The organism is Roseovarius sp. THAF27, from assembly GCF_009363655.1.
Taxonomy (GTDB): domain Bacteria; phylum Pseudomonadota; class Alphaproteobacteria; order Rhodobacterales; family Rhodobacteraceae; genus Roseovarius.
Genome location: NZ_CP045393.1, coordinates 1,683,656 through 1,709,884, shown reverse-complemented (window position 1 = coordinate 1,709,884; position 26,229 = coordinate 1,683,656). Strand labels below are relative to the sequence as shown.

25 protein-coding genes and 1 pseudogene are annotated in these 26,229 nt (G+C 64.6%); 11 read left to right on the top strand and 15 right to left on the bottom strand.

From position 1 onward, the window contains the following. Nucleotides 1–47: 47 nt before the first annotated feature. The 7 genes from FIU89_RS08555 to FIU89_RS08525 form a co-directional block, all read right to left on the bottom strand. Complete coding sequence (locus tag FIU89_RS08555) at nucleotides 48–1,841, bottom strand: TRAP transporter fused permease subunit (RefSeq protein ID WP_254701829.1); 1,794 nt, start codon at nucleotides 1,839–1,841, stop codon at nucleotides 48–50. 4 nt (nucleotides 1,842–1,845) lie between these two features. Beyond that, complete coding sequence (locus FIU89_RS08550) at nucleotides 1,846–2,799, bottom strand: TAXI family TRAP transporter solute-binding subunit (RefSeq protein WP_152492207.1); 954 nt, start codon at nucleotides 2,797–2,799, stop codon at nucleotides 1,846–1,848. A 58-nt stretch (nucleotides 2,800–2,857) separates the two neighbouring features. Then, a complete protein-coding gene (gene glnT, locus FIU89_RS08545; RefSeq protein ID WP_152492206.1) occupies nucleotides 2,858–4,192 on the bottom strand; it encodes a type III glutamate--ammonia ligase in 1,335 nt (444 codons plus the stop codon). Between the two features lie 41 nt (nucleotides 4,193–4,233). Then, nucleotides 4,234–5,571 (bottom strand): FMN-binding glutamate synthase family protein, encoded by a 1,338-nt coding sequence (locus tag FIU89_RS08540; protein ID WP_152492205.1) that lies wholly within the window; start codon nucleotides 5,569–5,571, stop codon nucleotides 4,234–4,236. A 12-nt stretch (nucleotides 5,572–5,583) separates the two neighbouring features. Beyond that, entirely contained in the window at nucleotides 5,584–6,255 is a 672-nt protein-coding gene (locus tag FIU89_RS08535; protein WP_152492204.1) for a GXGXG domain-containing protein, read from the bottom strand. A 1-nt stretch (nucleotide 6,256) separates the two neighbouring features. Then, nucleotides 6,257–7,150, bottom strand: a complete 894-nt coding sequence (locus tag FIU89_RS08530; protein WP_152492203.1) for a glutamine amidotransferase family protein — start codon at nucleotides 7,148–7,150, stop codon at nucleotides 6,257–6,259. Between the two features lie 85 nt (nucleotides 7,151–7,235). Beyond that, entirely contained in the window at nucleotides 7,236–7,868 is a 633-nt protein-coding gene (locus tag FIU89_RS08525; RefSeq protein WP_152492202.1) for an XRE family transcriptional regulator, read from the bottom strand. Between the two features lie 198 nt (nucleotides 7,869–8,066). Here FIU89_RS08525 and FIU89_RS22805 point away from each other — a divergent pair, with 198 nt between their 5' ends. Continuing rightward, nucleotides 8,067–8,192: a hypothetical protein gene (locus FIU89_RS22805; protein WP_302849012.1), complete on the top strand. Its 126-nt coding sequence runs from the start codon at nucleotides 8,067–8,069 to the stop codon at nucleotides 8,190–8,192. Nucleotides 8,193–8,262: 70 nt separating this feature from the next. On the opposite strand, the gene ndk is transcribed toward FIU89_RS22805, so the two are convergent. Beyond that, nucleotides 8,263–8,685 carry a nucleoside-diphosphate kinase gene (gene ndk / locus FIU89_RS08520; protein ID WP_057793921.1) on the bottom strand — a complete coding sequence of 141 codons (423 nt, stop codon included), beginning with the start codon at nucleotides 8,683–8,685 and terminating at the stop codon, nucleotides 8,263–8,265. A 132-nt stretch (nucleotides 8,686–8,817) separates the two neighbouring features. Between ndk and FIU89_RS08515 the strand changes: the two genes are divergently transcribed. The 3 genes from FIU89_RS08515 to FIU89_RS08505 are packed head-to-tail and all read left to right on the top strand — an operon-like array spanning nucleotide 8,818 to nucleotide 11,956. Beyond that, nucleotides 8,818–10,683, top strand: coding sequence for an ABC-F family ATP-binding cassette domain-containing protein (locus FIU89_RS08515; RefSeq protein ID WP_152492201.1), 1,866 nt, complete (start codon nucleotides 8,818–8,820; stop codon nucleotides 10,681–10,683). 45 nt (nucleotides 10,684–10,728) lie between these two features. Next, nucleotides 10,729–11,349, top strand: a complete 621-nt coding sequence (locus tag FIU89_RS08510) for a MarC family protein (RefSeq protein ID WP_152492200.1) — start codon at nucleotides 10,729–10,731, stop codon at nucleotides 11,347–11,349. A gap of 25 nt (nucleotides 11,350–11,374) precedes the next feature. Beyond that, on the top strand, nucleotides 11,375–11,956 hold the full coding sequence (locus FIU89_RS08505; RefSeq protein WP_152492199.1) for a TIGR02281 family clan AA aspartic protease: 582 nt from the start codon (nucleotides 11,375–11,377) through the stop codon (nucleotides 11,954–11,956). 15 nt (nucleotides 11,957–11,971) lie between these two features. Here FIU89_RS08505 and FIU89_RS08500 read toward each other — a convergent pair whose 3' ends face one another. Further along, nucleotides 11,972–12,427 carry a DNA polymerase III subunit chi gene (locus tag FIU89_RS08500; protein ID WP_152492198.1) on the bottom strand — a complete coding sequence of 152 codons (456 nt, stop codon included), beginning with the start codon at nucleotides 12,425–12,427 and terminating at the stop codon, nucleotides 11,972–11,974. Then, nucleotides 12,427–13,899, bottom strand: coding sequence for a leucyl aminopeptidase (locus tag FIU89_RS08495; protein ID WP_152492197.1), 1,473 nt, complete (start codon nucleotides 13,897–13,899; stop codon nucleotides 12,427–12,429). Before FIU89_RS08495 ends, FIU89_RS08500 begins: the two co-directional genes overlap by 1 nt. A gap of 193 nt (nucleotides 13,900–14,092) precedes the next feature. Between FIU89_RS08495 and lptF the strand changes: the two genes are divergently transcribed. From lptF to rsmA, 6 genes are read left to right on the top strand one after another with little or no spacing between them, the layout of a single operon-like run. Beyond that, the gene (gene lptF / locus FIU89_RS08490) at nucleotides 14,093–15,232 is read left to right on the top strand and encodes an LPS export ABC transporter permease LptF (RefSeq protein ID WP_152494448.1); all 1,140 of its coding nucleotides are present in this window, start codon (nucleotides 14,093–14,095) and stop codon (nucleotides 15,230–15,232) included. Further along, nucleotides 15,229–16,320, top strand: a complete 1,092-nt coding sequence (gene lptG / locus FIU89_RS08485; protein ID WP_152492196.1) for an LPS export ABC transporter permease LptG — start codon at nucleotides 15,229–15,231, stop codon at nucleotides 16,318–16,320. Before lptF ends, lptG begins: the two co-directional genes overlap by 4 nt. Further along, nucleotides 16,317–18,539, top strand: a complete 2,223-nt coding sequence (lptD, locus tag FIU89_RS08480; protein WP_152492195.1) for an LPS-assembly protein LptD — start codon at nucleotides 16,317–16,319, stop codon at nucleotides 18,537–18,539. Before lptG ends, lptD begins: the two co-directional genes overlap by 4 nt. Before the next feature lie 35 nt (nucleotides 18,540–18,574). After that, nucleotides 18,575–19,777 (top strand): peptidylprolyl isomerase, encoded by a 1,203-nt coding sequence (locus FIU89_RS08475; RefSeq protein WP_254701828.1) that lies wholly within the window; start codon nucleotides 18,575–18,577, stop codon nucleotides 19,775–19,777. Next, the gene (gene pdxA / locus FIU89_RS08470) at nucleotides 19,774–20,757 is read left to right on the top strand and encodes a 4-hydroxythreonine-4-phosphate dehydrogenase PdxA (protein ID WP_152492193.1); all 984 of its coding nucleotides are present in this window, start codon (nucleotides 19,774–19,776) and stop codon (nucleotides 20,755–20,757) included. Before FIU89_RS08475 ends, pdxA begins: the two co-directional genes overlap by 4 nt. Continuing rightward, a complete protein-coding gene (rsmA, locus tag FIU89_RS08465; RefSeq protein WP_152492192.1) occupies nucleotides 20,754–21,593 on the top strand; it encodes a 16S rRNA (adenine(1518)-N(6)/adenine(1519)-N(6))-dimethyltransferase RsmA in 840 nt (279 codons plus the stop codon). The genes pdxA and rsmA overlap by 4 nt, the downstream gene beginning before the upstream one ends. Nucleotides 21,594–21,662: 69 nt before the next feature. Here rsmA and FIU89_RS08460 read toward each other — a convergent pair whose 3' ends face one another. The 3 genes from FIU89_RS08460 to prfA form a co-directional block, all read right to left on the bottom strand. Beyond that, nucleotides 21,663–22,244 carry a DUF4167 domain-containing protein gene (locus FIU89_RS08460; protein WP_152492191.1) on the bottom strand — a complete coding sequence of 194 codons (582 nt, stop codon included), beginning with the start codon at nucleotides 22,242–22,244 and terminating at the stop codon, nucleotides 21,663–21,665. Between the two features lie 210 nt (nucleotides 22,245–22,454). Beyond that, nucleotides 22,455–23,303 (bottom strand): peptide chain release factor N(5)-glutamine methyltransferase, encoded by an 849-nt coding sequence (prmC, locus tag FIU89_RS08455; RefSeq protein ID WP_152492190.1) that lies wholly within the window; start codon nucleotides 23,301–23,303, stop codon nucleotides 22,455–22,457. Next, nucleotides 23,300–24,349, bottom strand: a complete 1,050-nt coding sequence (prfA, locus tag FIU89_RS08450; protein ID WP_152492189.1) for a peptide chain release factor 1 — start codon at nucleotides 24,347–24,349, stop codon at nucleotides 23,300–23,302. The genes prmC and prfA overlap by 4 nt, the downstream gene beginning before the upstream one ends. 62 nt (nucleotides 24,350–24,411) lie before the next feature. On the opposite strand from prfA, the gene FIU89_RS08445 reads away from it, so the two are divergent. Further along, entirely contained in the window at nucleotides 24,412–24,633 is a 222-nt protein-coding gene (locus tag FIU89_RS08445; RefSeq protein WP_152492188.1) for a hypothetical protein, read from the top strand. Here FIU89_RS08445 and FIU89_RS08440 read toward each other — a convergent pair. Beyond that, the gene (locus FIU89_RS08440) at nucleotides 24,628–24,933 is read right to left on the bottom strand and encodes a DUF1499 domain-containing protein (RefSeq protein ID WP_368373299.1); all 306 of its coding nucleotides are present in this window, start codon (nucleotides 24,931–24,933) and stop codon (nucleotides 24,628–24,630) included. The genes FIU89_RS08445 and FIU89_RS08440 overlap by 6 nt on opposite strands. A 343-nt stretch (nucleotides 24,934–25,276) precedes the next feature. After that, nucleotides 25,277–26,227, bottom strand: a pseudogene (gene speB, locus FIU89_RS08435) (agmatinase); the annotation flags it as partial. Nucleotides 26,228–26,229: the final 2 nt, after the last annotated feature.

Genomic DNA, 26,229 nt, shown 5'->3' with positions numbered 1-26,229 from the left:
AAAATACCGACGCAATACCGACGCGGGTTTTTGCCCCCGATTCGCCGTTAAGACATTGGCCACAGGATCAAAAACAGCCCCGCCGCGAACGCCGCCGCGCGCAGCGGCCAACCTTTCTTCAGCACCAGCGACAAGCTGACCAGCGCCAGCCCCGCACCCACCTTGACCATCGCCAGAACCGCCCATCCCGGCGCCTCCGCCAGCGCCGTGATGCCGGGATTTGCCACCATCCCCAACGGGATCAGGTATAGCCCCACACCCAACGTCATCGCCGTCAGCGCGACGCGCAGCCAGTTCTCGCCGATCATCCCCGCCGCGATGAACACGGCCCCGCAGACGGGCGGCGTGATGGTCGACAAAAGCGCGTACCAGAAGACGAACAGATGCGCCTGAAGCGGCTCCATCCCCAGCTCGATCAGCGCCGGCCCCGCAACCGAAACGCAGATCACATAGGCCGCCGTCGTGGGCACCTCCATGCCCAAAATCAAGCAGGCACAAGCGGTTAACAGCAGTGACGGCCACAGCATCCCGCCCGAGGCCGACAGGATCAGCGAGGTGATCTTGACCCCCAGCCCGGTCACGCCCAGCACCCCGATGACCAATGAGGCGCAAAAGATTATCGCGCCGATCAGCGCCACCTGCCGCGCCGCGGTCATCAGCGCCGTCTCGGCCCGCTCCAGCGCGCGCGCGAGGTTCACCCGCAGGTCTGACCCCAACAAGAGCAGCGCCGCCCCGGCAAAGATCGACAGGCACGCGGCGTATTGCGGCGTCACCCGCATCACGAACATGCCCCACAGCAGGATCAGGAAGGGAACAAGGAAAAACCCTGACGTTATAATCACATCGCGCCGCGCGGGCCGGTCCGCATCCGCCAGCCCCCGCAGGTCGAACCGCGCCGCATAGCCGTCGATCCCTACCCAGACGGCCCAGAAATACAAGAGCGCGGGCAGTGCCGCGGCTGCCATGACGCCGGTATAGGGCACCCCCGTCAGTTCGACCATGACGAAGGCCCCCGCCCCCATCAGCGGCGGCATGATCTGCCCTCCCGATGACGCCACCGCCTCCACCGCGCCGGCGATCCGCTTGGGGTATCCCAGCTTCTCCATCGCCGGCAGCGTCACCGCCCCGGTCGAGGCCACGTTGGCCGAGGCCGAGCCCGAGATCGAGCCGAAGAGCGCCGAACTCAGCACCGAGACCTTGGCGGCCCCGCCCCGCAGACGCCCCGCGGCGGCAGCGGCCACGTTCATGAACCCCTGCCCCGCCTCGCCCGCGTTCAGCACCCCGCCGAAGATGACAAAGATCGCCACCACGTTCACCGACACCTGTGTCAGCGACCCCCAAAGCGCGCCTTCAGCAATGGTCAGCGTGCCCAGAAAGCTCTCAATCGGCGTGCCCGAATGGCCGAAACGGCCCGGGATATATTGCCCGAACAGCCCGTATAGAAGCGCGATAGCCGCCACCAACGGCAGAGGCCAGCCAATCGCCCGCCGGGCCGCTTCCAGCACCACGAGGATCAGCACGGCGGCGATGGCCACCTGCCCTTGGCCTTCCAGAAACCCGTACTGGTCCCCCAGCATGTTGCGGTTAAGGACCACCCACAGCGCCGCGCCCACGCCAAGCCCCGCCAGCACATACCCGCTATGGCGCATCAGCCCCGCCTGCCCCCAGATAAGCACCCAGGGCAGTACGAACACCAGGTGCATCGGACGGCTGACCAGGTTCGGCACCAGACCCCAGAACACCAGCCCGATGTGAAACACCACCGAGGCCAGCGCCAGGCCAAGCCAGAAAAGCCGCGCAGGACCGGCCTGCGCGGCGGGATCGGGGGTCGTCAGGCTCACGTGGTCACTTCTGGGCGTCGGTCAGGGCCATGCCTGCCTCTTCGTAATACCGCACGGCGCCGGGGTGGATCTGGCCGGTGATGTTCTCCATCAGGGCGTCGTCCACGCCGTTCCACCAGGCCGAGGATTCCGCCAGCTTGGCCTTGCTTTCCCAATAGGTCTTGGTCAGCTGATAGGCGGTCTCGTCATCCATCTTGGTAGTCGTGTAGGCCGCCACCGGCAGCGAGGTCGTCACAATGTCCTCGTCCTGCCCAGCATAAGTGCCCGCAGGGATCACCAGCTTGGTGCGCCCGGTCTCGGCGATCTGCTCGTCGCTCATCGACAGTACCGTCACGCCGGTCGAGGCCGCCGCCTCGACCACGTTCGGCGCGGGCCACGAACCTGCGGTCACGAACCCGTCGATCTGCCCGTTCTGAATGGCAGGAACAGCGTTCGACAGTTCCACGTCGGCGATCTCGACCTTGTCAGCCAGCCCGAAAAGGTCGAGATACTTCTCGCCCTCCGTCGCGCCGAAGCTTCCCTTGCCCAGCAGGATCGTCTTGCCTTCCAGGTCGGCCAGCGTCGTGGCCCCGCTTTCCTCGGACATGACGAAATGCATGGTCAGCGACGGGATCGGGAAGAGCGCGCGGATTTCATCAAAGGCCGGGTCGCCCTTGCCCTCGAACATGGCCTTGCCGCCCTGCGCCAGGCTGACCAGCACCGGGGGCGTGGTAAAGACGTAATCGCTGCCCCGCGCGCGCACCTCCATCACGTTCTGGACCGAGCCCTGGCTTTCCTCGACGGTGACGCTGATCTCGCCGTCCGAGGCCTCCTGCATGGCCTCGGCGATCTGCACGCCCATCTGGTAATAGGACGAGGCCGTCTTGGCCGATTTGTAGGTCACGCGGGTCTCGGCGGCGGCCGGCAGAGCCAGCATCGTGCCGGCCAGAACGGCGGCGGTCATACGGTGAAATGTCATGGTATCCTCCCAACTGTCTGGGGCGCATTTATGCCTGCGCCCCGGACAGGGTCAATGGTCAGATATCCAGCGTATGGTCCTTTTCCCACTGGCTGAAATGCGCCATGTAGGAATCCCACTCCTGCCGCTTCATCTTCAGGAACGCGGCCGAGAATTCCTCGCCCAGCATCGCCTTCAACTCGCGGTCCTTGTCGTAAAGACGCAAGGCATCCAGCATGTTCAGCGGCAGTTTCGGCGCGCCCCGCACCTTGTGGCCTTCGGCGTACATGTCGATGTCGTACCGCTTGCCCGGATCGGCCTTGGACCGGATCCCGCTGAGGCCCGCCGCGATGACCACGGCTTGCAACAGATACGGGTTCGCCGCCCCGTCCGCCAGCCGCAGCTCGAACCGCCCCGGCCCCGGCACGCGCACCATGTGGGTGCGGTTGTTGCCGGTCCATGTGACCGTGTTGGGCGCCCATGTGGCCCCCGACGTGGTGCGCGGCGCGTTGATCCGCTTGTAGCTGTTCACGGTTGGGTTGGTGATCGCTGCCATGCCGCTGGCGTGCTTCATGATCCCGCCCAGGAAATTTGCGCCCCGGTCCGACAGGCCCAGCTCCGCCGTCGGGCTGCCCTCGGCCTTGTCTGCGGCAAATACGTTGGTCTTGGCCTTGGCACCGGCCGCGTCCCAGACCGAAATATGTACATGCGCGCCGTTGCCTGTAAGCCCTTCGACCGGCTTGGGCATGAAGGTCGCGCGGAAGCCATGCTTTTCGGCCACCGACTTCGTCATGAACTTGAAGAACGAATGCCGGTCGGCCGTCACCAGAGCGTCGTCGAATTCCCAGTTCATCTCGAACTGGCCGTTCGCGTCCTCGTGGTCGTTCTGATACGGGCCCCAGCCCAGATCCAGCATGTAATCGCAGATCTCGCGCACCACGTCGTAGCGGCGCATCACCGCCTGCTGGTCATAGCACGGCTTCTCGGCGGTATCGAACTCGTCACTCAGCGAATTGCCATCGGGGGTCAGCAGGAAATACTCCGCCTCCACGCCGGTCTTGACGTGCAGCCCTTCCTCGGCGGCCTCTTCGATCAGACGGCGCAGCACGTTGCGCGGGGCCTGGGCCACGTCCTCGCCTTCCATCACCGGGTTGGCGGCCACCCACGCCACTTCGGGCTTCCACGGCAGTTGAATGACCGACTCCGGGTCCGGCACGGCCAGCATGTCGGGATGCGCCGGCGTCATGTCCAGCCACGTGGCAAAGCCCGCGAACCCCGCGCCGTCTTCCTGCATGTCGGCAATCGCCTGCGCCGGGACCAGCTTGGCCCGCTGCCCACCAAAGAGGTCGGTGAAGGATATCATGAAATACTTTATGCCGTTCTTGTCGGCGAATTTCGCCAGGTCCGTGGCCATTGTCGTCTCCCCGTTTCTTGTCTTTCTGAATATTGTCGCGATTACATACCGCCCTGCCCGGGAATCCAAGAGGTTCCCGCCAGAGGCACCCGCGCCATGGCGGCGGCCTCCACGGTAAGAGCTTGTAAATCTTCTGGCTCCAGATTGTGCACGTGGTTCTTGCCACAGGCCCGGGCCAGCGTCTGTGCCTCCAGCGTCAGGACCTTGAGGTAATTGTTCAGCCGCCGCCCGGCCTCGACCGGGTCCAGGCGTTTCGACAATTCCGGGTCCTGGGTGGAAATGCCGGCCGGGTCGCGGCCTTCGTGCCAGTCGTCATAGGCCCCGGCGGTGGAGCCGAGCGCGTTGTACTCGGCCTCCCACTTGGGGTCGTTGTCGCCGATGGCCACCATGGCCGCCGTGCCGATGCTGACCGCGTCCGCGCCAAGCGCCAGCGCCTTGGCCACGTCCGCGCCCGTGCGGATGCCGCCCGAGACGATCAGCTGCACCTTGCGGTGCATGCCCAGTTCCTGAAGCGCGGCCACGGCCTCGCGGATACACGCCAATGTCGGGATGCCGACATGCTCGATAAAGACGTCCTGCGTGGCGGCCGTGCCGCCCTGCATCCCGTCGATCACCACCACGTCCGCCCCGGCCTTCACGGCCAGCGTCGTGTCGAAGAACGGGCGCGCCGCACCGACCTTGACGTAAATGGGCTTTTCCCAGCCGGTGATCTCGCGCAGTTCCAGGATCTTGATCTCTAGGTCATCGGGCCCGGTCCAGTCCGGGTGGCGACAGGCCGAGCGCTGGTCGATCCCCTTGGGCAGCGTGCGCATCTCGGCCACACGGTCCGAGATCTTCTGACCCAGCAGCATCCCGCCACCGCCGGGCTTGGCGCCCTGGCCGACAACGACCTCGATGGCATCCGCTTTGCGCAAATCGACCGGGTTCATCCCGTAACGGCTCGGAAGATATTGATAAACAAGCGTTTTCGACTGCCCACGCTCTTCAGGCGTCATCCCGCCATCGCCCGTGGTGGTCGAGGTTCCGGCCATCGACGCCCCGCGCCCCAACGCTTCTTTCGCCTGCGCCGACAACGCGCCGAAACTCATGCCGGCAATGGTGATCGGGATCTTCAGCTCGATGGGTTTCTCGGCATAGCGCGACCCCAGCACCACGTTCGTGTCGCACCGCTCGCGATAGCCTTCCAGCGGATAGCGCGACATGGACGCGCCCAGGAACACCAGGTCGTCGAAATGCGGCACCTTCCGCTTGGCCCCGCCACCGCGGATATCATAAATGCCCGTGGCCGCCGCCCGGCGGATTTCCGCGTTAACGTCCGGCGTGAAAGTATTGGAATATCTCGGCAAAGTCCGCGGAGCGGATTTTTGATTGTCGCTCATTCGTCCGTCTCCTCAATAGGCGTTGTCGATGTTGAAATTATACAGCGTCCGGGCCGAGCCATAGCGCTTGAACTCGGACGGATCGGCGTCGATCCCGGCCTTGTCCAGCAGCTCGGTCAGCTTCTCGACATGCTCGGGCCGCATTTCCTTTTCGATGCAGTCGGCGCCCAGGCTTTTGACACTGCCGCGCACGAACAGCTTCGCCTCGTACAGGGAATCGCCAAGCGCGTCGCCCGCATCGCCGCAGACCACCAGGTGCCCCGCCTGCCCCATGAAGGCCGACATATGCCCCACATTGCCGCCCACCACGATGTCGATCCCCTTCATCGAGATCCCGCAGCGGGACGACGCATTGCCCTTGATCACCAGCATTCCACCATGCCCGGTCGCCCCGGCATACTGGCTGGCGTCGCCCTCGACGATCACAGTGCCACTCATCATGTTCTCGGCCACGCCGGGGCCGACATTGCCAGCCACGCGAACCGTCGCCTGTTGGTTCATGCCCGCGCAATAGTAGCCGGTCGAGCCCTTCACGGTCACATCGAGCGGCGCATCCAGCCCCACGGCAATCGCATGACTGCCGCGCGGATTGACGACTTGCCAGCCGGTCTCGTTGCCGCTGGCCCCTTGCAGCGCGGCGTTAAGCCCGCGCAGCCCATCCGCTTCCAAATCGTATGTCTGCATCTCAATGGCTCCAGAAATAAACGGTGGCAGGCTCCGGCTCCCACACGCGGGCGTCCTCGATCCCCGGCAGGTTCACCAGCGCGCGATACTCGCTGCCGAAGGCCACGTATTGATCGGTCTCGGCCATCACGGCCGGTTTGCAGGCAATGGGATCGCGCAGCACGCCGAACCCGTCCTTGGTGCCGACCACAAAGGTATAAAACCCGTCCAGGTCCGCCAGCCCCGCCTCCAGCGCTTCACCAAGTGTATGACCTTGCTGCATTTTCCACGTCAGGTAGGCCGCGGCGACCTCGGTGTCGTTCTGCGTCTCCACCTCGATCCCTTCACGCGCCAGTTGCCGGCGCAGCGCGTTGTGATTGCTGAGCGACCCGTTATGGACAAGGCACTGGTCGGACCCCGTGGAAAACGGGTGCGCCCCCAGCGTGGTAACCGCGCTCTCGGTGGCCATGCGGGTATGCCCGATGCCATGGCTGCCGGTGAGCTTGGGAATGTCGAAGCGTTTCGCCACGTCCCCCGGCAGGCCGACTTCCTTGTAGATCTCGATGATATCGCCCGCGCTCATCACACGAATATCCGGGCGCAGCCGCTTGATCGCCTGCCGCGCCGCCGACACCTTGTCCTGCGGCAGGTCCAGCACCGCGTGAGTATCGATCACCCGCTGGCTGAGGCTGGTACCCACCTCTTTGCCGATCTCCTCGGCAAGGCCCTCGAACTGGCTTGGCTCGGCGGCTTGCAGGGTCAGCTTCGCCTGCCCGTCGCGATCCGTGCCGTAAACCGCGATGCCCGCACTGTCGGGCCCGCGGTCGGACATTGTGATCAGCATGTCGGTCAGCATTTCGCCCAAGCGCGGCTCAAGCGTCTTGTCCTTCAGGAACAGTCCAACGATTCCACACATATCGGTGTCTCCTATGTTGCAGAGACGCTAATACGGCGGGAAAGAAGACGCAATGGGGTGAATTAAATATTCTTGTGGGGAATATTTATCGTTCGCCCTGCGGATAAGAGATTACCGACAGGTAGCGGATCGGCAAGCTCAGCAATTCGTCAGGGCCATGCGGCGCGTCGGCATCGAAAAACAGGCTGTCGCCGGGCCGAAGGTGAAATCGCTGGTCACCATGGCGATACCCCACCTCGCCCTCCAGAATATAGAGCAACTCTATTCCGTCGTGCTGAAAGGTGGGAAAGACGTCCGATTCCTCGTTGAGCGTGATCAGGTAGGGTTCCACCACGACACCGCTGTTGTTGGCGCCGATGTGGCCCAGAAGGTTGTATTGATGCCCCGCCCGCGTACCGGCGCGCTCCATCTCGACGGCCTCGCCCGCCTTGACATGCACCACTTCGCGCCGCTCCTCGAACCGGCGGAAGAACGCCGTGATCGGCACGCTCAGCGCGGTCGACAGCGCCTGCAACGTGGTCAGCGACGACGATGTGACGCCGTTCTCGATCTTCGACAGCATGCCGACTGACAGGCCCGTGACGTCCGACAGGTCCGACACGGTCATGCCACGGGTCTTGCGGAACTCGCGCACGGCCCGCCCGATGGCGGTTTCCAGGTTCATGTCCTGATGCTCACGAACCTTGTGCGGGTCCTGATTCAGCTTTCCGGGGGCCATGGTATCTGCACTTTTTCTCGTTTCGGAACTTACCCTTGCACGGTCTTGGACGCGATTACGATACAAATTTCACGGCGAATGCCGCAATCCCGCCACATTTCGGCCCAACTTAAGTCCATGTTGACGGCAACCCTGTTCGGATAACCAGGCGCCGGTCGGCGCTGTCCGGCCGGTCTGACCCAAAAAAGGAGCAGGCACATGGCAACGACCCCCGACCTCCCCCAGAAGTCACAGAAACCCGCACCGACACCGCGCAACGTCGTGCGCAAGGACGCCAAGGTGGTCATCTCGAGACAGGTCTTCACCGACTTCGCCGCGATCTGAAGCGCCCGGCGCAGACAAAAACGGCGCGACCCGAAGATCACGCCGTCTTTGCTCTTCTGTCTCGGTGCGGTCAGCCGACCAGTTCGAGACCTGAAAAGAAATAAGCGATTTCCACCGCTGCCGTCTCCGGCGCGTCGGACCCGTGAACCGAATTCTCGCCGACCGACTCCGCGAATTCCGCGCGGATCGTGCCCGGGGCCGCATCGGCGGGGTTCGTGGCGCCCATCACTTCGCGGTTCTTGGCAATCGCGCCTTCGCCTTCCAGCACCTGCACGACGACCGGCTCGGACGCCATGAATTCGCACAGTTCGTCGTAGAACGGACGCTCGGAATGCACGGCGTAGAACACACCGGCCTGCGCCTTGGACAGGTGAATCCGCTTCTGCGCGATGATGCGCAGGCCGGCATCCTCGAACTTGGCATTGATCTTGCCGGTCAGGTTGCGTTTGGTGGCATCGGGTTTGATGATGCTGAGCGTGCGTTCGACAGCCATAGTAGCCTCTTTTCGTATCAGTCGTGGCGCAGACCCCATGCCTGCGCCGTCATTCGGCGCCCCGATAGCATGGGGGTGCATGATTGAAAAGCTGCGATTGACGGCGCGGGCGCGATACGTCATGCGGTGCGCATGTTGCGTCTTGATGACATAAGTTTCTCGGTCGCCGGCCGCCCCCTGATCGAGGGGGCATCGGCCGTCATCCCCGCGGGCCACAAGGTGGGTCTGGTTGGCCGCAACGGCACCGGCAAGACCACGCTTTTCCGCATGATCCGGGGCGAACTGCCGCTGGACACCGGCACGATCTCCTTGCCCGAACGCGCCCGCATCGGTGGCGTCGACCAGGAGGTGCCGGGCAACGAGGTGTCGCTGATCGACACCGTTCTGGCCGCCGACACCGAGCGCAGCGCGCTGATGACCGAGGCCGAAACCTCGACGGACGGCACACGGATCGCCGAAATTCAGACGCGGCTGGCCGATATCGACGCCTGGAGCGCCGAGGCCCGTGCGGCGACCATCCTCAAGGGTCTGGGGTTCACCGACGAAGAACAGGCCCAGCCCTGCTCGGCCTTCTCGGGCGGCTGGCGGATGCGCGTGGCGCTGGCTGCGGTGCTTTTCACCGCGCCCGATCTGCTGCTGCTCGACGAGCCCACGAACTATCTCGACCTCGAAGGCGCGCTCTGGCTGGAAAGCTACCTCGCGCGCTATCCCCATACCGTTCTGGTCATCAGCCACGACCGAGGACTCTTGAACCGCGCCGTGGGGGCGATCCTGCATCTGGAAGACCGCAAGCTGACGCTCTACCAGGGCGGCTACGACACCTTTGCGGAAACCCGCGCCGCGCGGCTGGCCAATGCCGAGGCCGAGGCGAAGAAACAGGAGGCGCGCCGCGCGCACCTGCAATCCTATGTCGACCGCTTCCGCTACAAGGCGGACAAGGCGAAACAGGCCCAGTCCCGCATCAAGGCGCTGGAGAAGATGAAGCCGATCTCGCGCCCGCAAGAGGCCGCGCTGCGCCGCTTTACCTTCCCCGAGCCCGACCAGCTGTCGCCCCCTATCCTGAGGCTGGACGGTGTCGCCACGGGCTACGACGGCGTGCCGGTATTGCAGCGCCTGACGCTGAGGATCGACCAGGACGACCGGATCGCGCTTCTGGGGCGCAACGGCGAAGGGAAGTCCACGCTTTCCAAGCTGTTATCGGGTAAACTTGAGGTTCTGGACGGCAAGAAACACGCCGCCTCGAAACTGCGCGTGGGCTATTTCGCGCAGCACCAGGTGGACGAGTTGCATCTCGACGAAAGCCCCCTCGATCACATCCGCCGCCTCTATCCCGACGACGGCCAGGCCAAGCTGCGCGCGCGGCTGGGCGGCTTCGGGATCGGCGCGGAACAGGCCGACACATTGGTGGCGAAACTCTCGGGTGGGCAGAAGGCCCGGCTGTCGCTGATGCTGGCCACGATCGACGCGCCGCACATGCTGATCCTCGACGAACCGACCAACCATCTCGATATCGAGAGCCGCGAGGCGCTGGTCGAGGCGCTGACGGACTACACCGGCGCGATCATCCTCGTCAGCCACGACATGCACCTGCTGGAACTGGTGGCCGACCGGCTGTGGCTGGTCAAGGACGGCACGGTAAAGCCCTACGAGGGCGACCTGCAAACCTATCGCGCCGCCCTGCTGGACCAGAAGCCCCCGAAAAAGGAAGCGGCAACGGCGGCGGTGGAAAAGCCTGCGCCGAAGCCAAAACGCCCCCCTCGCGACACCGTTCTGGAGTTGCGGCATGACGTGAAGTCCTGCGAACAGCGCGTGGAAAAGCTGAACGTGATGCGCGACAAGATCGCGGCCAAGTTGGCCGATCCCACGATCTACAGCAATGCCAAGGCGAACGACATGGAAGCCTGGCAGCGCAAGTATGCCGAGGTGATGGAGGGACTCGACCGGGCCGAGGCGCTGTGGCTGGCTGCACTGGAACGGCTGGACGCGGCGGAAAACTAGTCACAAGCGGTTTACAAGCTGCGCATCGCATCGCAAACCACGCGTATGGACCCCAGTTTCCTCATCACCGCCTGGGTGGCGCTCTTCGTCATCATCGACCCGATCGGGATGACACCGCTTTTCGTGGCGCTGACCCAAGGCGACAGCCCGGCGCGCCGCCGCGCCATCGCCTTGCGCGCCTGCGTTGCCGGGGCGCTTATCCTGATCGTGTTCGCCAGCTTCGGCGAATCCGTGCTGGACTTCGTCGGCATTTCGATGCCCGCCTTCCGGATCGCGGGCGGGCTTCTGTTGTTTCTGACCGCGCTCGACATGTTGTTCGAACGGCGCACCAAGCGGCGCAAGGACCAGGCCGACGAGGAAGACGACCGCGACGACCCCTCGATCTACCCGCTGGCCATTCCGCTGATCGGCGGTCCGGGCGCGATCACCACCGTGATCCTGCTGGCCGGACAGCAACCCGGGATCGAGGGACTCGCCTGGGTCATCGGCGTGATGCTGAGCGTGGTGACGCTCGTGTTCCTGCTGTTCCTGACCGCCGGCCTGCTGGAACGCGCCCTGGGGCGGACCGGCATCAACGTCATCACCCGCCTTCTGGGGATGCTGCTGGCCGCGCTGGCGGTTCAGTTCGTGCTGGACGGATTGAAGGGGTTTGGGCTGGCGGGCTGACGCGCCGCTGTTTATATCTTGCGCCATGACCGGAGATGACACCGCCCGACTGATCTACCTCGCGCTGCTCGGCGCAGCAGTCGTCGCGTGGTTTTTTGCGCAGAACCGCACCTCGCTGGGCAAGAACATGCAATATGTCGTGGTCTGGGGTCTGATCTTCGTGGGCGCCATCGCCGCCGTCGGGCTCTGGGGCGATATCCGCAATACCGCACGCCCCGCATCCTACACGAGCTTGGGCGAAGACCAGATCGAACTGCGCCGGGCCTTGGACGGGCATTACTACGTGACCGCACAGGTAAACGGGGCCCCCGTGGACTTCGTGGTGGACACCGGCGCGACGCTGATCGTGCTGACCCGGGCCGATGCCGAGAGCGCCGGCCTGAACACGGACGACCTCGCTTTCATCGGGCGGGCCGGCACCGCCAACGGCACGGTCAGCAGCGCGCCGGTGCGCCTGGACAGCCTGAAGATCGGCCCGCTGGAGGACCGCGGCATCGCGGCTTCGGTCAATGGCGGCGAACTGGACCGATCGCTTTTGGGCATGAGCTATCTCGAGCGGTTCTCGAATGTGCAGATTTCCGACGGAAAGATGATCCTGACCCGCTAGACGGAAGCGCGTCCCTCACGCCTCGGCTTTCTTCTCCCACCGGCCCGACTCCTCGGACCAGTATTGCGCAGAACAACTCGCGCCAGTCAGGGTCTTCCACTGGCCACGGGCGTGGTTCAGAGCCTGGTCGTCGTTGCCGTCGAACAGGATGCAGGTCCGTTCCAGCGCCTGCACCTCGTCGGGTGACACCTCGGCGCCGTCGACGCTCATGATGCAGACGGCGCCGTTGGTCACCGCGCCGGTGCTCAGCAGGATCGGCTGGCGGGTATCATGCGGCCCGCCCGCGCGCCCGTGCGGAAGAAAGCCCTCCTCGGGCCCCAGCCACAGTTTTTCGTCCAGCCAGTCCAGCCGCGCCTCCTGCGTGCCGCGCACCAGTACGCGCCAGCCCGCGCCGCGCGCCTTGTCCAGCAGCATCGGCAGCGTCGCCTCCAGCGGACGGCGGGTCAGGTGATAGAAATAAACCGCGCCCATCACTCCCCTTCGTATTGATCGGCCACAAGCCGGTCGAGGCTCATGACGCCCCAGCCGGTCGAGCCCTTGGGGGCGAAATCCGTGTCCTTGGTCACCCGCGCCACGCCCGCGATATCAAGGTGGATCCAGGGCGTCCCTTCCTCGACAAAACGTTGCAGGAACTGCGCCGCGGTGATCGAGCCGGCGGGCCGTCCGCCCACGTTCTTCATATCGGCGATGTCGGACTTGAGCTGCTTGTCATAGGCCTCGCCCAGCGGCAGGCGCCAGGCACCCTCGCCCTCGTTCTTGGCGGCGCGCAGGAACTTGTCGCAGAAATTGTCGTCGTTGGAAAAGACGCCCGCATTTTCATGCCCCAGCGCGATGATCATCGCACCGGTCAAGGTGGCAAGGTCGATGATCGCGGCAGGCTTGTAAGTCTTCTGCGCGTACCACAGCACATCGGCCAACAGCAGGCGGCCTTCGGCGTCAGTGTTGATGATCTCGACCGTGTCGCCCTTCATCGAGGTAAAGACGTCACCGGGGCGATAGGCCTCGCCCGAGGGCATGTTCTCGACCAGCCCGACAAGGCCCACGACGTTGGCCTTGGCCTGGCGCAGCGCGAGGGCGCGCATCGTGCCGACGACCACGCCTGCGCCGCCCATGTCCATGGTCATGTCCTCCATGCCCGTGGGCACCTTCAGCGAAATGCCCCCGGTGTCGAAAACCACGCCCTTGCCGACCAGCGCCAGCGGCGCATCGCCGTCGCGGCCGCCAGACCATTCCATCACTGCAACCTTCGTGGGCGAAGCCGACCCCTGCCCCACGGCCAGCAGCAGCCCCATCCCCTGCTTTTCAAGCTCGTCTTCTTCAAGGATGGTGATCTTCAGCCCTAGGCTCTCCATCTCCTTGATCCGCTTGGCGAATTCGGTGGTGGTCAGGTGGTTCGCCGGTTCCGACACCAGGTCGCGTGTCATCAACACGCCCTCGGCCACCGCCAGGGCGGATTTCGCCGCCTCGGTGGCCTCGTCGGGCTTGCCGACCATGATTGACACCGCGCCCGGTTCCTCGGGTTGCTTCGACTTGCGCGCATCGAACGAGTAAGCCCGAAGTGTAATCCCCTGCGCCAGCTCGCCCAGCCGCCGCGCGGTGCCCGCCAGCACCAGAAGCGGCGCCTCGCCCTTCAACTTGCCCAGGGCCGCGCCGGCCTTGCGCGTCTCGACCGGGTCCGCCCCGCGCTCCAGGCACAGCACGTCCAGCGCCTTGGCAGCCAGGCCCGTGGGCCAGGCCAAGGTCACCACTTGCCCGGGTTTGGTCTTTTCCCACGCCTCGCTTTCCAGCAGGCGCTTGACCGCCCCCTTGGTCAGCCGGTTCACACGCCGCGCACCGGGGCCCATCTTGCCGCTGGGCGTGACGATCACCGCGACGCGGCCTTCCGCTGCGGCAATGGCGTCGAGGTCCAGGTCGGTGAAGGTGACGGAAACGGGCGTGCTCATGGGATGCTCCTTGCGCGGAAATTGTCTGTCTTTCGTCACCAGACCTAGCGCCTCGCGAAGTGGAAGGCCAGTGCTGGCCGCAAACCGCCGGCCCGCGTCGCTTTATCGGTTTTCCCCCGCAATCAAATCGCATAACTTCCCCTGAAATGCTGCTAGACCGCGGGGGGAAAGCGTGACCAGATTCGACAGGTACATGCTGTCGCAATTCATGGTGCTGTTCGGGTTCTTCGCACTTGTGCTGGTGTCGATCTTCTGGATCAACAAGGCGGTGCGGATGTTCGACCGGCTGATCGGCGACGGCCAGCCTGCCTGGATCTTCCTCGAGTTCACCGCCCTGACCCTGCCCGGCGTAATCGGCGTGGTCCTGCCCATCGCGACCTTCGCCGGGGCGGTCTATGTCACCAACCGGATGACCACGGAGTCCGAGATGACGGTGATGCAGGCCACCGGCTATTCGCCCTGGCGCCTGATCCGCCCGGTGCTGATCTACGGGATCCTGATCGCGCTCATGATGTCGGTGCTCAGCCACTACCTGATCCCCAAGAGCCTGAGCCAGTTGCGCCTGCGCCAGGCCGAGGTCAGCCAGAACATCACCGCCAAGCTCCTGACCGAGGGAGAGTTCCTGCACCCGGCCCCCGGCATTACCTTCTATATCCGCGACATCACGCCCGAAGGCGAATTGCGCGATGTCTTCCTGTCGGACCGGCGCAACGCCCAGACGCCGGTAACCTACACCTCCACCCAGGCCTATCTCGTTCAGGAAGGCGGCGGTACCAAACTGGTGATGGTCGAGGGGCTGGCACAGAACCTGCGCGCCGAGGGCAACCGCCTGTTCACGACCCATTTCGACGATTTTTCCTATGACATCAGCAGGCTCATCTCGCGCGATCCCACGAACCTGAACCGCGTGGACTTCGCGCTGACCGGCGATCTGCTCTTCCGCTCGGCCGAGATGGCCGAGATCACCGGCAGAACGGTGCCCGAGGTTCTCTACGAGGCGCATGGCCGCATTGCGCAGGCCCTGATGTGCATCGTCGCCGCCCTGATCGGGTTTGCCACGCTGCTGGTGGGCACCTACAGCCGGTTCGGCGTCTGGTGGCAGATCGTGGGCGCCTTCACCTTGCTGGTGATGATCAAGATGGTCGAGGGCGCCGTGTCGGGCGCGGTCCTTGCGAGCGCAACCGCCTGGCCCCTGATCTACCTGCCGACCGGCATCGGCGCGGGGCTGACCGTGATCCTGCTCTACCTTGCGGCGCATCCCGGCTTCGTGCGGCGGCTCTGGCCGTTCGGGCCGCGCCGCGGCCCCTCGGGCCCGGCGGAGGGCGCGGCATGATCCTGCACTATTATTTCGCCCGCAAGTTCCTGTGGACCTTCGTCGCCATCGCATCGGTCTTCGTGATCCTTCTGGCCTTGATCGACCTCGTGGACGAGCTTCAGGACTTTCCCGACCTGCCCTTCGTGGATGTGCTTGGCGTCGTATTGCTCAACGTGCCGCACGCCAATTACGAAATCCTGCCGCTGGTCGTGATCCTGTCCGCCGTCGCCCTCTTTCTGCGGCTGGCGCGGTCGTCCGAACTGGTCGTGACGCGGGCCGCGGGCCGCTCGGCCCTGCGCAGCCTGGCCGCACCCGTCACGGTGGCGGCGCTGATCGGGGTCTTGTCGATCACCATGCTCAACCCGCTCGTCGCGGCGGCGTCGAAACGCTACAATGACGTGGTGAACACCTACATGGGCGGCGGCACCAGCGTTCTGGCCATCGCGTCCGAGGGCCTGTGGCTGCGCCAGGGCAGTTCCGAGGGCCAGACCGTGATCCACGCCGCCCGGGCCAGTTCCGACGTCACTACGCTCTATGACGCGACATTCATCAACTTTTCCCCCGAAGGCGAACCCGAGCAGCGCATCGTGGCCGAGACGGCCAGCCTCGCGGCCGGCCAGTGGGACCTGAAGAACGCCAAGATCTGGGATCTTTCGCCAGGCCGGAATCCCGAGGCGTCTGCCGAGGAGATCGCGCAGCTCGAGCTTCCGTCTGCCCTCACGCAGGACCGCATCATCGACAGCTTCGGCAAGCCGGAATACATCTCGCTGTGGGACCTTCCCGCGTTCATCAATCAGCTGGAAGAGGCCGGATTCTCCGCCCGCAGATATGCCGTGTGGTTCCAGATGGAACTGTCGCGCCCGCTCTTCCTTGTGGCGCTCGTCATGGTCGCCGCCGCCTTCACGATGCGGCACGCGCGGCTCAGCAACACCGGCGTCTCGGTGCTGATCGCGGTGATGCTGGGCTTTACCCTGCATTACATCCGCAACTTTGCTCAGATCCTTGGAGAAAACGGACAGATCCCGGTCTACCTCGCGGCCTGGGCCCCGCCGGTGGCGTCCTTCATGCTGGCGGCTGGCATCCTGCTGCACCTGGAGGATGGATGAGGCGCGGGCTGGCCATATGCGCGGTGCTGACTGCACTTGCCCTCGGCTATGGCGCCGGCGCCGATGCGCAGGGCCGCGTCGACGGCGCGCTGCCGGCCGGGTCCGGGGAATCGGCGCAACCGGCGGTGCTGGTGGCCGATGACGTGTTCCTCAACGGAAACGAGCAACTGGTGGCCACCGGCAATGTCGAGGCGCTCTACGACGGTCGCAGGCTCAAGGCATCACGGATCGTCTATGACCGGACAACCGAGACCTTGAGTGTCAGCGGACCGATCTCGCTGGAAGAAGCCGACGGCACCATGTTCGTTCTGGCCGACAGTGCGGAACTGGACCGCGAGATGCGCAATGGCCTGATGACCGGAGCCCGGATCGTGATGGACGACCAGATTCAACTGGCCGCCAACGAGCTGGCGCGGGTTAACGGCCGCTACAACCAGCTTTACAAGGCCGCCGTCACCTCGTGCCGGGTCTGCAACTCGCAAAGTCCACCGCTCTGGCAACTGCGCGCGCGCCGGGTCGTTCACGACCAGCAGGAAAGGCAGCTTTACTTTGACGGTGCCCAGTTCCAAGTGCTGGGCACGCCGGTCTTCTACCTGCCCCGCCTGCGCCTGCCCGATCCGACGCTTGAACGCGCCACCGGATTTCTGGTGCCGACGCTAAACAACTCGTCGCTTCTGGGCTTCGGGGCGCGGGTGCCGTATTTCATCCGCATCGGCGATCACAAGGACCTGACCGTCACGCCGTATATCTCGACCGAAACCCGCACACTGGAACTGCGCTACAGGCAAGCCTTCCGCAACGGCCTGGTCGAGGTCGAAGGCGCGCTCAGCGACGATGATATCGGTGGGCGCAGCTTCAAATCCTACGTTTTCGCCGAGGGTACCTTTGCCCTTCCGCGCGATTTCACCCTGCGCTTCGACATCGAAGCCGTGAATGACGACACCTACCTGCTGGATTACGGGTATTCCGGCAAGGACCGGCTGGACAGCGAGATCTCGGTCGAGCGCGCCCGGCGCGACGAATACATCCGCGTGGCACTGACAGGGTTTCGGTCGCTGCGCGCCGGCGAGAGCAATTCGACCCTGCCCACAATCGTGTCGAACGGGGAGTACGAAAAGCGCATCCAGCTGGCCTATGCGCCGGGCGGAGAGATTCGCCTCGGCTTTCTCAGCCACGCGCATTATCGCTCGTCCGACCTTGCGATCGACGGGCCCGATTTCGATCCCTTCGCCGATGGGCGCGACGTGGGCCGCTTTACCCTCAGCGCGGACTGGCACCGAAGCTGGACCCTTGGCCCCGGCGTGCTGGCCTCGGCGCAGGTGGGCTTGGCAGTCGACAGTTTCCACATTAGACAGGCCGGTCTCACCAGCCAGTCGGACGCGGTCGAAGTCACGCCCTCCGCCTCGGTCGAGCTGCGCTGGCCGCTTGTGAAAACCACCTCGAACGGTGCCACGCACGTCGTTGAACCGGTGATGCAGCTGGCCTGGGTCGGGGGCAGCAACTCCTTTGTGCCCAATGACGAAAGCACGCGGATCGAATTCGACGAAGGCAACCTGTTCGCCACATCCCGCTTTACCGCGCCGGACCGGCGCGAACGCGGCTTCAGCTCCGCCTACGGGCTAAGCTGGACCCGCTATGGGAACAAGGGCTGGCAAAGCACGTTCGCCGTCGGACAGGTCGTCCGCGACGAGGTGCAACTCGATCCTGCCGGCGGGTTTGCCTTTACCAATTCCTCGGGCTTGCAGGACCGCTATTCGGACCTTCTGATCGCGGGACAATTCAAGACCGACGACGGCCTGGCCATCACAGCGCGCGGTCTTTTCGACGACGATTTCGTCACGACCAAGGCCGAGGCGCGGGCAAGCTGGCGCAACGACCGCGCCCAGGTGGGCGGCACCTATATCTGGCTGCGCAATGACGTGGCCGAGGCCCGACCGAACAATATCTCCGAATGGGCGTTCGACGCCTCCTACCGACTGTCCCGGCACTGGACCGGCAGCGCCGACTGGCGTTACGACGTGGCCAGCGACGAATCCGTCCGCGCCGGGATCGGGGTCACATACACCAACGAGTGCGTGGATATCTCGCTTTCGGCCTCGCGTCGGTTCACCTCTTCCACTATCCTCGTGCCATCGACCGATATCAGTTTCACGGTGGGGCTTCGTGGCTTCACCACCAAGACAAGAGACAAGAGTTACGTCCGGACATGCGAGCAATGATGCCAAGACCTTCCTTTATTTACTCCGCGCTTCTCGTGCTGTTCGCAATTGCGGCCGGCACATTTTCCGGCGCGGCGCAGGCGCAGCAAAACCCCTTCGAGGCCGTGATCAAGGTCAACGACCTGGCCATCACCCGCTACGAGGTCGCCCAGCGGGCGCGGATGCTTCAGCTGTTCCGCGCCCCGGGCAACCCGCAGAAACTGGCCCGCGAGCAGCTGATAGAGGACCGCCTGAAGCTGGACGCCGCCACCAACGCCGGTTTCGTCCTGGAGGATGAACAGTTGATGGCCGGGATGGAAGAATTCGCCAGCCGCGCCAACCTGAGCGCGGAAGAGATGATCACATCCTTGGGACAGGCGGGCGTGGACGAATCGAGCTTTCGCGACTTCGTCCGAGCCGGGATGACATGGCGCGAGTTCTCACGCGCGCGGTTCGCACCTCAGATCAACGTCGACGAAGAGGACATCGCCCGCGCCCGGCTGTCGATCGGTAACCAGACCAGCGTGCGCGTGCTTTTGTCAGAGATCATCATGCCGCTGGGCAACGGCGACCCGCAAGCGATCCAGGACCGCGCCAACCAGATCAGCCAGTACACCACCGAGGCGGAATTCGCCGCCGCCGCGCGCCGTTACTCGGCCACTGAGAGCGCCGGCCGTGGCGGCCGCATGGAGTGGGTCGCGATCAACGATCTGCCCGAAGGTCTGCGTCCGGTCGTGCTGGGCCTTGCCCCGGGCGAGGTCAGCGACCCCTTGCCGCTGCAGGGGGCCATCGCGCTTTTTCAGCTGCGCGACATCGAGGAAACCGACCAGCCCGCGCGCGAGTACGAGGAAATCGAGTATGCCGCCTATTACATCGACGGTGGCCGCACGGAGCAGGCCCTGGCCCGCGCCGCCCGGATCGACGCCGATACCGACACCTGTGATGACCTCTACGGCATCGCCCATGGACAACCCGAGCAGGTGCTGGAACGCGGCAGCAAGGCACCAAGCGAAATCCCGGACGACATCCGTCTGGCGCTGACAAAGCTGGATCCGGGCGAAATATCGACCGCGGTGACCCGGTCGGGCGGTCAGACGCTGGTCCTGCTGATGTTGTGCAGCCGAACACCCAAGACCGACGGCGAGGCGCCCGGCGTCGAGCAGCTCACCAATTTCATCCAAAGCCGCCGTCTGGACAGCTACGCCAGTGCCTATCTCGAGGAATTGCGGGCCGAAGCGCGGATCGTCGAACTGGAATGACCGCAAGGTCCGCCGCGCTGCCTGTCGCCATAAGCTGTGGCGAACCCGCGGGCATCGGGCCTGAAATCGCGGCCCGTGCCTGGCACGCGCTGAAAGAGGAGGTGCCGGTCCTCTACCTGGGTGACCCGGACCACTTGCCAAATGATGTGCCGGTTACCCGGATCTACGCCCCGGAGGACGCGCCTCGATGTGCGACAAGCGCCCTGCCGGTGCTCGCGCATCGCTTCGAGGGGCCTTTGACGCATGGGCAGCCAAACCCCGACCATGCCCGCTCGGTCATCGAGATGATATCGACGGCGGTCACCCTGCTGCGGCGCGGCGCCGTCAGCGCGCTTTGCACCGCGCCGATCCACAAGAAAGCGCTTCAGGACGGTGCGGGGTTCGCCTTTCCGGGACATACAGAGTTCCTGGCGGACCTTGCAGGTGCAAAGCATGTCGTGATGATGCTGGCCAGCGACCAATTGCGAGTCGTGCCCGCCACCATTCACATGCCGCTGTCTCAGGTGCCCGCCGCGTTGACGCCGGACAGCCTCGAACAGACGATCCGCATAACCCATGCCGGTCTGATCCGCGACTTCGGAATCGTGGTTCCGCGCATCGCGGTTGCGGGGCTCAATCCCCATGCAGGCGAAGGCGGCAAGATGGGGCGCGAAGACATAGAGATCATCGCGCCCGTTCTGGACAAGCTGCGGGGCGAAGGCATGGACCTGCGCGGCCCGCTCAGCGCCGACACCATGTTTCACGCCGGCGCCCGAACCGGCTATGACGCGGCGATCTGCATGTATCACGACCAGGCGCTCATCCCGATCAAGACGCTGGATTTCGACCGCGGCGTCAACGTCACGCTGGGTCTGCCCTTCGTGCGCACCTCGCCCGATCACGGAACGGCACTGGATATCGCCGGAATGGGGATGGCCAATCCGACCTCGATGATCGAAGCGGTCCGCCTGGCCGCCCGCATGGGCGCCGCCCGCGCATGAGCGCGATCGACTCGCTGCCCCCCCTGCGCGAGGTCATCGCCACGCACGGCCTGACCGCGCGCAAGTCGTTGGGGCAGAATTTTCTTCTGGATCTCAACCTGACAGCCAAGATCGCGCGTATGGCCGGTGATATCGGCACCGCCGATGTCCTGGAAATCGGCCCGGGCCCGGGCGGGCTGACCCGCGGATTGCTGGCCGAGGGCGCGCGCCGCGTTCTGGCGGTCGAGAAGGATGTGCGCTGCATCCCCGCGTTGAAGGATATTGCCGCCGCCTATCCCGGGCGGCTCGACATCATCAACGGCGACGCGTTGGAGATCGACGCGGCCGCTCTTTTGACGCCGCCCATCAAGATCGCGGCCAATCTGCCCTATAACGTGGGAACCGAGCTTTTGGTGCGGTGGCTGACGCCAGCCACGTGGCCGCCTTTCTGGGACAGCCTGACACTCATGTTCCAGCGCGAGGTGGCCGAGCGTATCGTCGCGCAACCCGGATCCAAGGCCTATGGTCGGCTGGCCGTGCTGGCTCAGTGGCGCAGCGACCCGCAGATCGTGCTGCAACTGCCGCCAGGGGCGTTCACTCCGCCACCGAAAGTGTCCAGCGCAGTCGTCCACATCAAGGCGCGGCAAACCCCGCGATTCGAGGCCGCCCCCAAGGTGCTGGAACGTGTCGTCGCCCGCGCCTTCAACCAGCGGCGCAAGATGATGCGGGCGGCGCTGAAAGGTCTTGCACCCGATATCGAGGATCGGCTGATCGCCTCTGGAATCCAGCCCACCGACCGGGCCGAAACCGTCGGCCTGGAACAGTTCTGCGCCCTTGCGCGCACGTTTGACGACTGAACCACGGAACGTCCCGGATCGCGAACGCGGTCCGGGCAACGGGCACGCGGCCCCAAGGCTGCCCGGGGGCTACTCTGCCGCGGCAGACGGCTCGGAACCACCCTTATCGCCCTGCTCGCCGCCACCACCTTCGTTGCCGCCACCTTCGTTGCCGCTTTCCGGCTTCTTGCGAGGCTTGCGGGCGCGCTTGGGTTTCTGCGGTTTGTCGTCCGACTGGCTTTCCGGGGTTTCGACCAGACCGCTGTCGCCGAAGGAGTCGCTTTGCAACGAATCCGTCGACGCGTCGTTGCCGGTATCGCTCTCGCCGTTCGACTCGCGCTCCTGGCGCTGTGCGCGTTCGCGGTCGCGTTCGGCCTGACGCTCCCGGTTCTGGCGCTCCTGCTCTTCGCGCTTCTGATCCTGCTCCTTCTGGGCCGATCCCAGAAGCCGCAGGTAATGTTCGGCGTGTTGCTGGAAATTTTCGGTCAGAACCCGGTCGCCCGCCAATTGCGTGTCGCGGGCAAGCTGGTTGTACTTGTCGATGATTTGCTGCGGCGTGCCGCGCACCTTTCCCTCTGGGCCGGAACTGTCGAACACGCGGTTGACGACATTGCCCAGGGGCGAACGGTTGCGGTTGGACTTGTTCCGCGAACGTGACTTCGATGATCTCATAAGTGGTTGTCAGCCCTATTGCTTGAAGCGCTGTTTGTTCCGGGTGACGCCCCTTGCGTCTGTGAAGACCGGATCAATGTGCTGGCTTGAATTCACATACGGGTGTCGCAAGGACCCACGGCGTTGTGATACGTCCAGTAAACATGCCGCGACGGTTTTCACAAGGGCTTAGGTCGAAATTTCGGCAAAAACCATGCAAAACAGCCCGATTCAGGGGGGTCCAGCCGGCATTTTGCCGCTGACGACGCGGTCGCGCCCCTCTAAATCGCGCATCACCGCGACCTCGCGAAAGCCCGCAGTTTCGAACAGCCGGGTCACATCCGCCGCTTGCGTGTGGCCGATTTCCACCAACAGGCGCCCGTCCGGGCGCAGATGCGCAGGGGCACCGGGCACAAGTCTTCGGTAAGCCTCAAGGCCGTCGCTTTCATCGGTCAGCGCGATCCGCGGCTCGTGCGACAGCTCGGGCGCAAGCCCCGTCATTTCGTCGACCGCGATATAGGGCGGATTGGACACGATGAGATCGAACCGGCCTTCGACCGCCTCGTACCAGTCCGAGCGCAAGAGCATGACGCGGTCGGCCAGGTTCAGCCTGCGGGCATTGCGGTCGGCCACGGCAAGGGCTTCGGGCGAAATATCCGTGCCCACCCCCGCCGCGCCGGGCCGGGCCGCCAAGAGCGACAGCAAGATACATCCCGATCCCGTCCCGAGGTCCAGCACGTGTTCGAATGGCTGCTCCAAAGCGGCCTCGACCAGCGTTTCCGTATCGGAACGCGGGTCCAGAACCGCACTGCTGACCTCGAAACGGTGACGATAGAAGTCGCGCCACCCGGTCAGGTGGGTCAGCGGAACACGCGCAACGCTGCGGCGCTCAAGCAAGGCTTCCAGGCGCGCCATGGCAGCAGCCGGCGCTGCGTCCCGTGCCATCACGCTGATCCGGTCGGCCTGTGTTTCCAGGGCAAGGGCCACAAGGCTGCGCGCCTCGCGCGGCGCGTCCTGGATGCCCGCGGCCTTCAGCACGACCCCGGCGTGGCGCACGAGGTCGGCAACCGTCTGGCTCACCCTTCCATCTCCGCCAGAAGGGCCGCCTGGGCATCGGCGGTCAGCGCATCGATCACCTCGTCGAGGTCGCCCTGCATCACCTGGTCCAGCTTGTAGAGCGTCAGGTTGATCCGGTGATCGGTCATGCGTCCCTGCGGAAAATTGTACGTCCGGATGCGCTCGGATCTGTCGCCCGAGCCCACCTGCGCCGCACGGCTGGCCGAGCGCTCGTCATGCATCTTCTGGCGTTCCATGTCGAAAAGGCGCGTCTTCAGAACCTGCATCGCGATCTCGCGGTTGCGGTGCTGCGATTTCTCGGAACTGGTGACGACGATGCCGGTGGGAATATGCGTGATCCGCACGGCGGAATCGGTGGTGTTCACGTGCTGGCCGCCCGCGCCGGAGCTGCGCATCGTGTCGATCCGCAGGTCGTTGGCGTCGATCTGTATATCCACGTCCTCGGCCTCGGGCAGCACGGCCACCGTCGCGGCAGAGGTATGGATCCGCCCGCCCGATTCCGTTTCCGGCACGCGCTGCACCCGGTGCACGCCGGATTCGAACTTCATCCGCGCAAAGACGCCCTCGCCCTTGATATTGGCCACGACCTCCTTCACCCCGCCCAGCTCGGTTTCGTTGAACTCGATGATCTCGAGCTTCCAGCCCCGCGCCTCGGCATAGCGCTGGTACATGCGCAAGAGGTCACCAGCAAACAGCGCCGCCTCCTCGCCGCCCGTGCCGGGCCGGATCTCGATGATTGCAGGACGCGCATCGGCCTTGTCACGCGGCAGAAGCGCCAGTTGCAACCGCTCCTCCAGCGCCGGGCGTTGCTCTTCCAGCGCGTCCAGTTCCTCGGCGGCCAGCTCCTTCATCTCGGGGTCGTCCAGCATGGCTCGGGCGCTCTCGATCCCGTCCAGCACCGCATTATAGGCGCGGATCTCCTCGACCACCGGGCGCAGCTCCGCGTATTCCCGGCCGAGCTGCGCGATATCGCCCGACCCAGCCGACATCTGCGCCTCGATATACTCGAACCGCTGCGTGATCTCGCGAAGTTTGTCCAATGGCACCATCCGCGCGGTGTTGCCTATTCGTGGCGCTTGGTCAAGTCGGCAAAGCGTGCTAGCATCGTATCATGAAACGGATTTTTATCCTTCTTTTCGCGTTCACTCCGGTGCTGGCCACGGCACAGGGCAAAACCGTCGAATGCTACTGCACCGACAAATCCGGCGCGCGGATCGAGATGGGTGAAACAGTCTGCATGCAGGTCGACGGGCGCAGCTTCATGGCACAATGCCAGATGTCGCTGAACGTACCGATGTGGCGCAAGGTGTCCGACGGCTGCCTCAGCTCATAGACGCGCCAGCCATCCGTCCAGCCGCTTGGCGTTGACACCCATGTCAGACTTGCCGAACCGCAGCCGACCATAGAGTACGATCTGACCGCCCTGTCGCGCGACCGTAGTGTAGTCGGGGAATCCCCACAGCGCCGAACGGGTGATGTAGGTAATCATCCCCTCGTCGACCGAGCCTGCCAGCACCGTGGTCCGCGGTGTGTCGCGGATGATCGCGTCCAGCCGTTCCAGCGTTTCCCCCTCATCCGGCACCACGCGCACGGCGCGGCCTTGGCCGTCTCCCGTGCCCAAGCCATCAGGCACGACATGCCATTTCGCCGGATCGGATGGAGCCAACCGCACGTAAGCGGCGAAGGCTCCGACAAACAGAATGAAGGCAGAAACAATTATAGCTAGAGTTTTCATAGGTATCCGTCTTGATCTCGCACATGTCCAACTTTGAAATTTAAACTGAGGTCTAGCGCGACTTCGAATAAGCTCCGCTTTTGAGTAGAGGCCATGCCTCTTCGTAAGACATTATTTCTTCGTGCTTGGAACGCCAATGCGCGTCGATACCATCCCATCCATTGCCCCTGAACACGTGACCGCATTCCGGACACTGTTTCTTTTGCTCAGATTGAGTAGATGAGACGATATCTTTCCGCGTCCAGCCCCAGAGGCACAGCATCTCCATCACCACATGCGCGCCCGCAATGGCCGTGGCCCCGGTCGTGTCGAACGGTGGCGAGACCTCGACCATGTCCCCGCCCACAAGGTTGATCCCCGCGATATCGCGCAGGATGGCGGCGGCCTGCCAACTGGCCAGCCCGCCCCAGACCGGCGTGCCCGTCCCCGGCGCAAAGGCGGGGTCCAGACAGTCGATATCGAAGGTCATGTAGGTCGGCGCGTCGCCCAGCACGTCCTTGATCCGCGCGGCCACGGCGGCGGGTCCCATCTCGTGAACCTCCCGCGCGGTCAGGGTCGGCACGCCCAGGTTATCCTCGTTCACCGTGCGGATCCCCACCTGGATCGAGCGTGCAGGGTCCACCAGCCCTTCCTTGACCGCCTTGTAGAACATGGTGCCATGGTCGATCCGCTCCATGTCGTCATCCGCCCAGGTGTCGGAATGCGCATCGAAATGCAGCAGGGACAGCGCCCCGTATTTCTCGGCATAGGCGCGCAGGATCGGGAACGAAATATAGTGATCCCCGCCAATCGCGATGCTGGCCGCCCCGCCCTTCAGGATGCCGCGGATATGGTCGGTCAGGGCGGCGGGAAACTCCGACACCTTGGCATAATCGAATGCCAGATCGCCGTAATCCACGATCGCCAGCGCCTCCAGCGGGCTGTAGCCGTCCCAGTAGACCGGCGGATCGAAAGGCTGCAGGCTCGACGCCTCGCGCACCGCGCGCGGCCCCAGCCGCGTACCGGTGCGATTGGTCACCGCCTGGTCGAACGGAATGCCGGTGATGGCCACGTCCACGCCGCTGAGATCCTTGCTGTATTTCCGCCGCAAGAAGGACGGCGCTCCGCCAAAGGCGTTCTCGAACGTGAGCCCACGCAAGTCGTCCCGCGTGAACGCCTGGTCCACCTGTTTCTTCGCATCCTCAAGCGCCATCC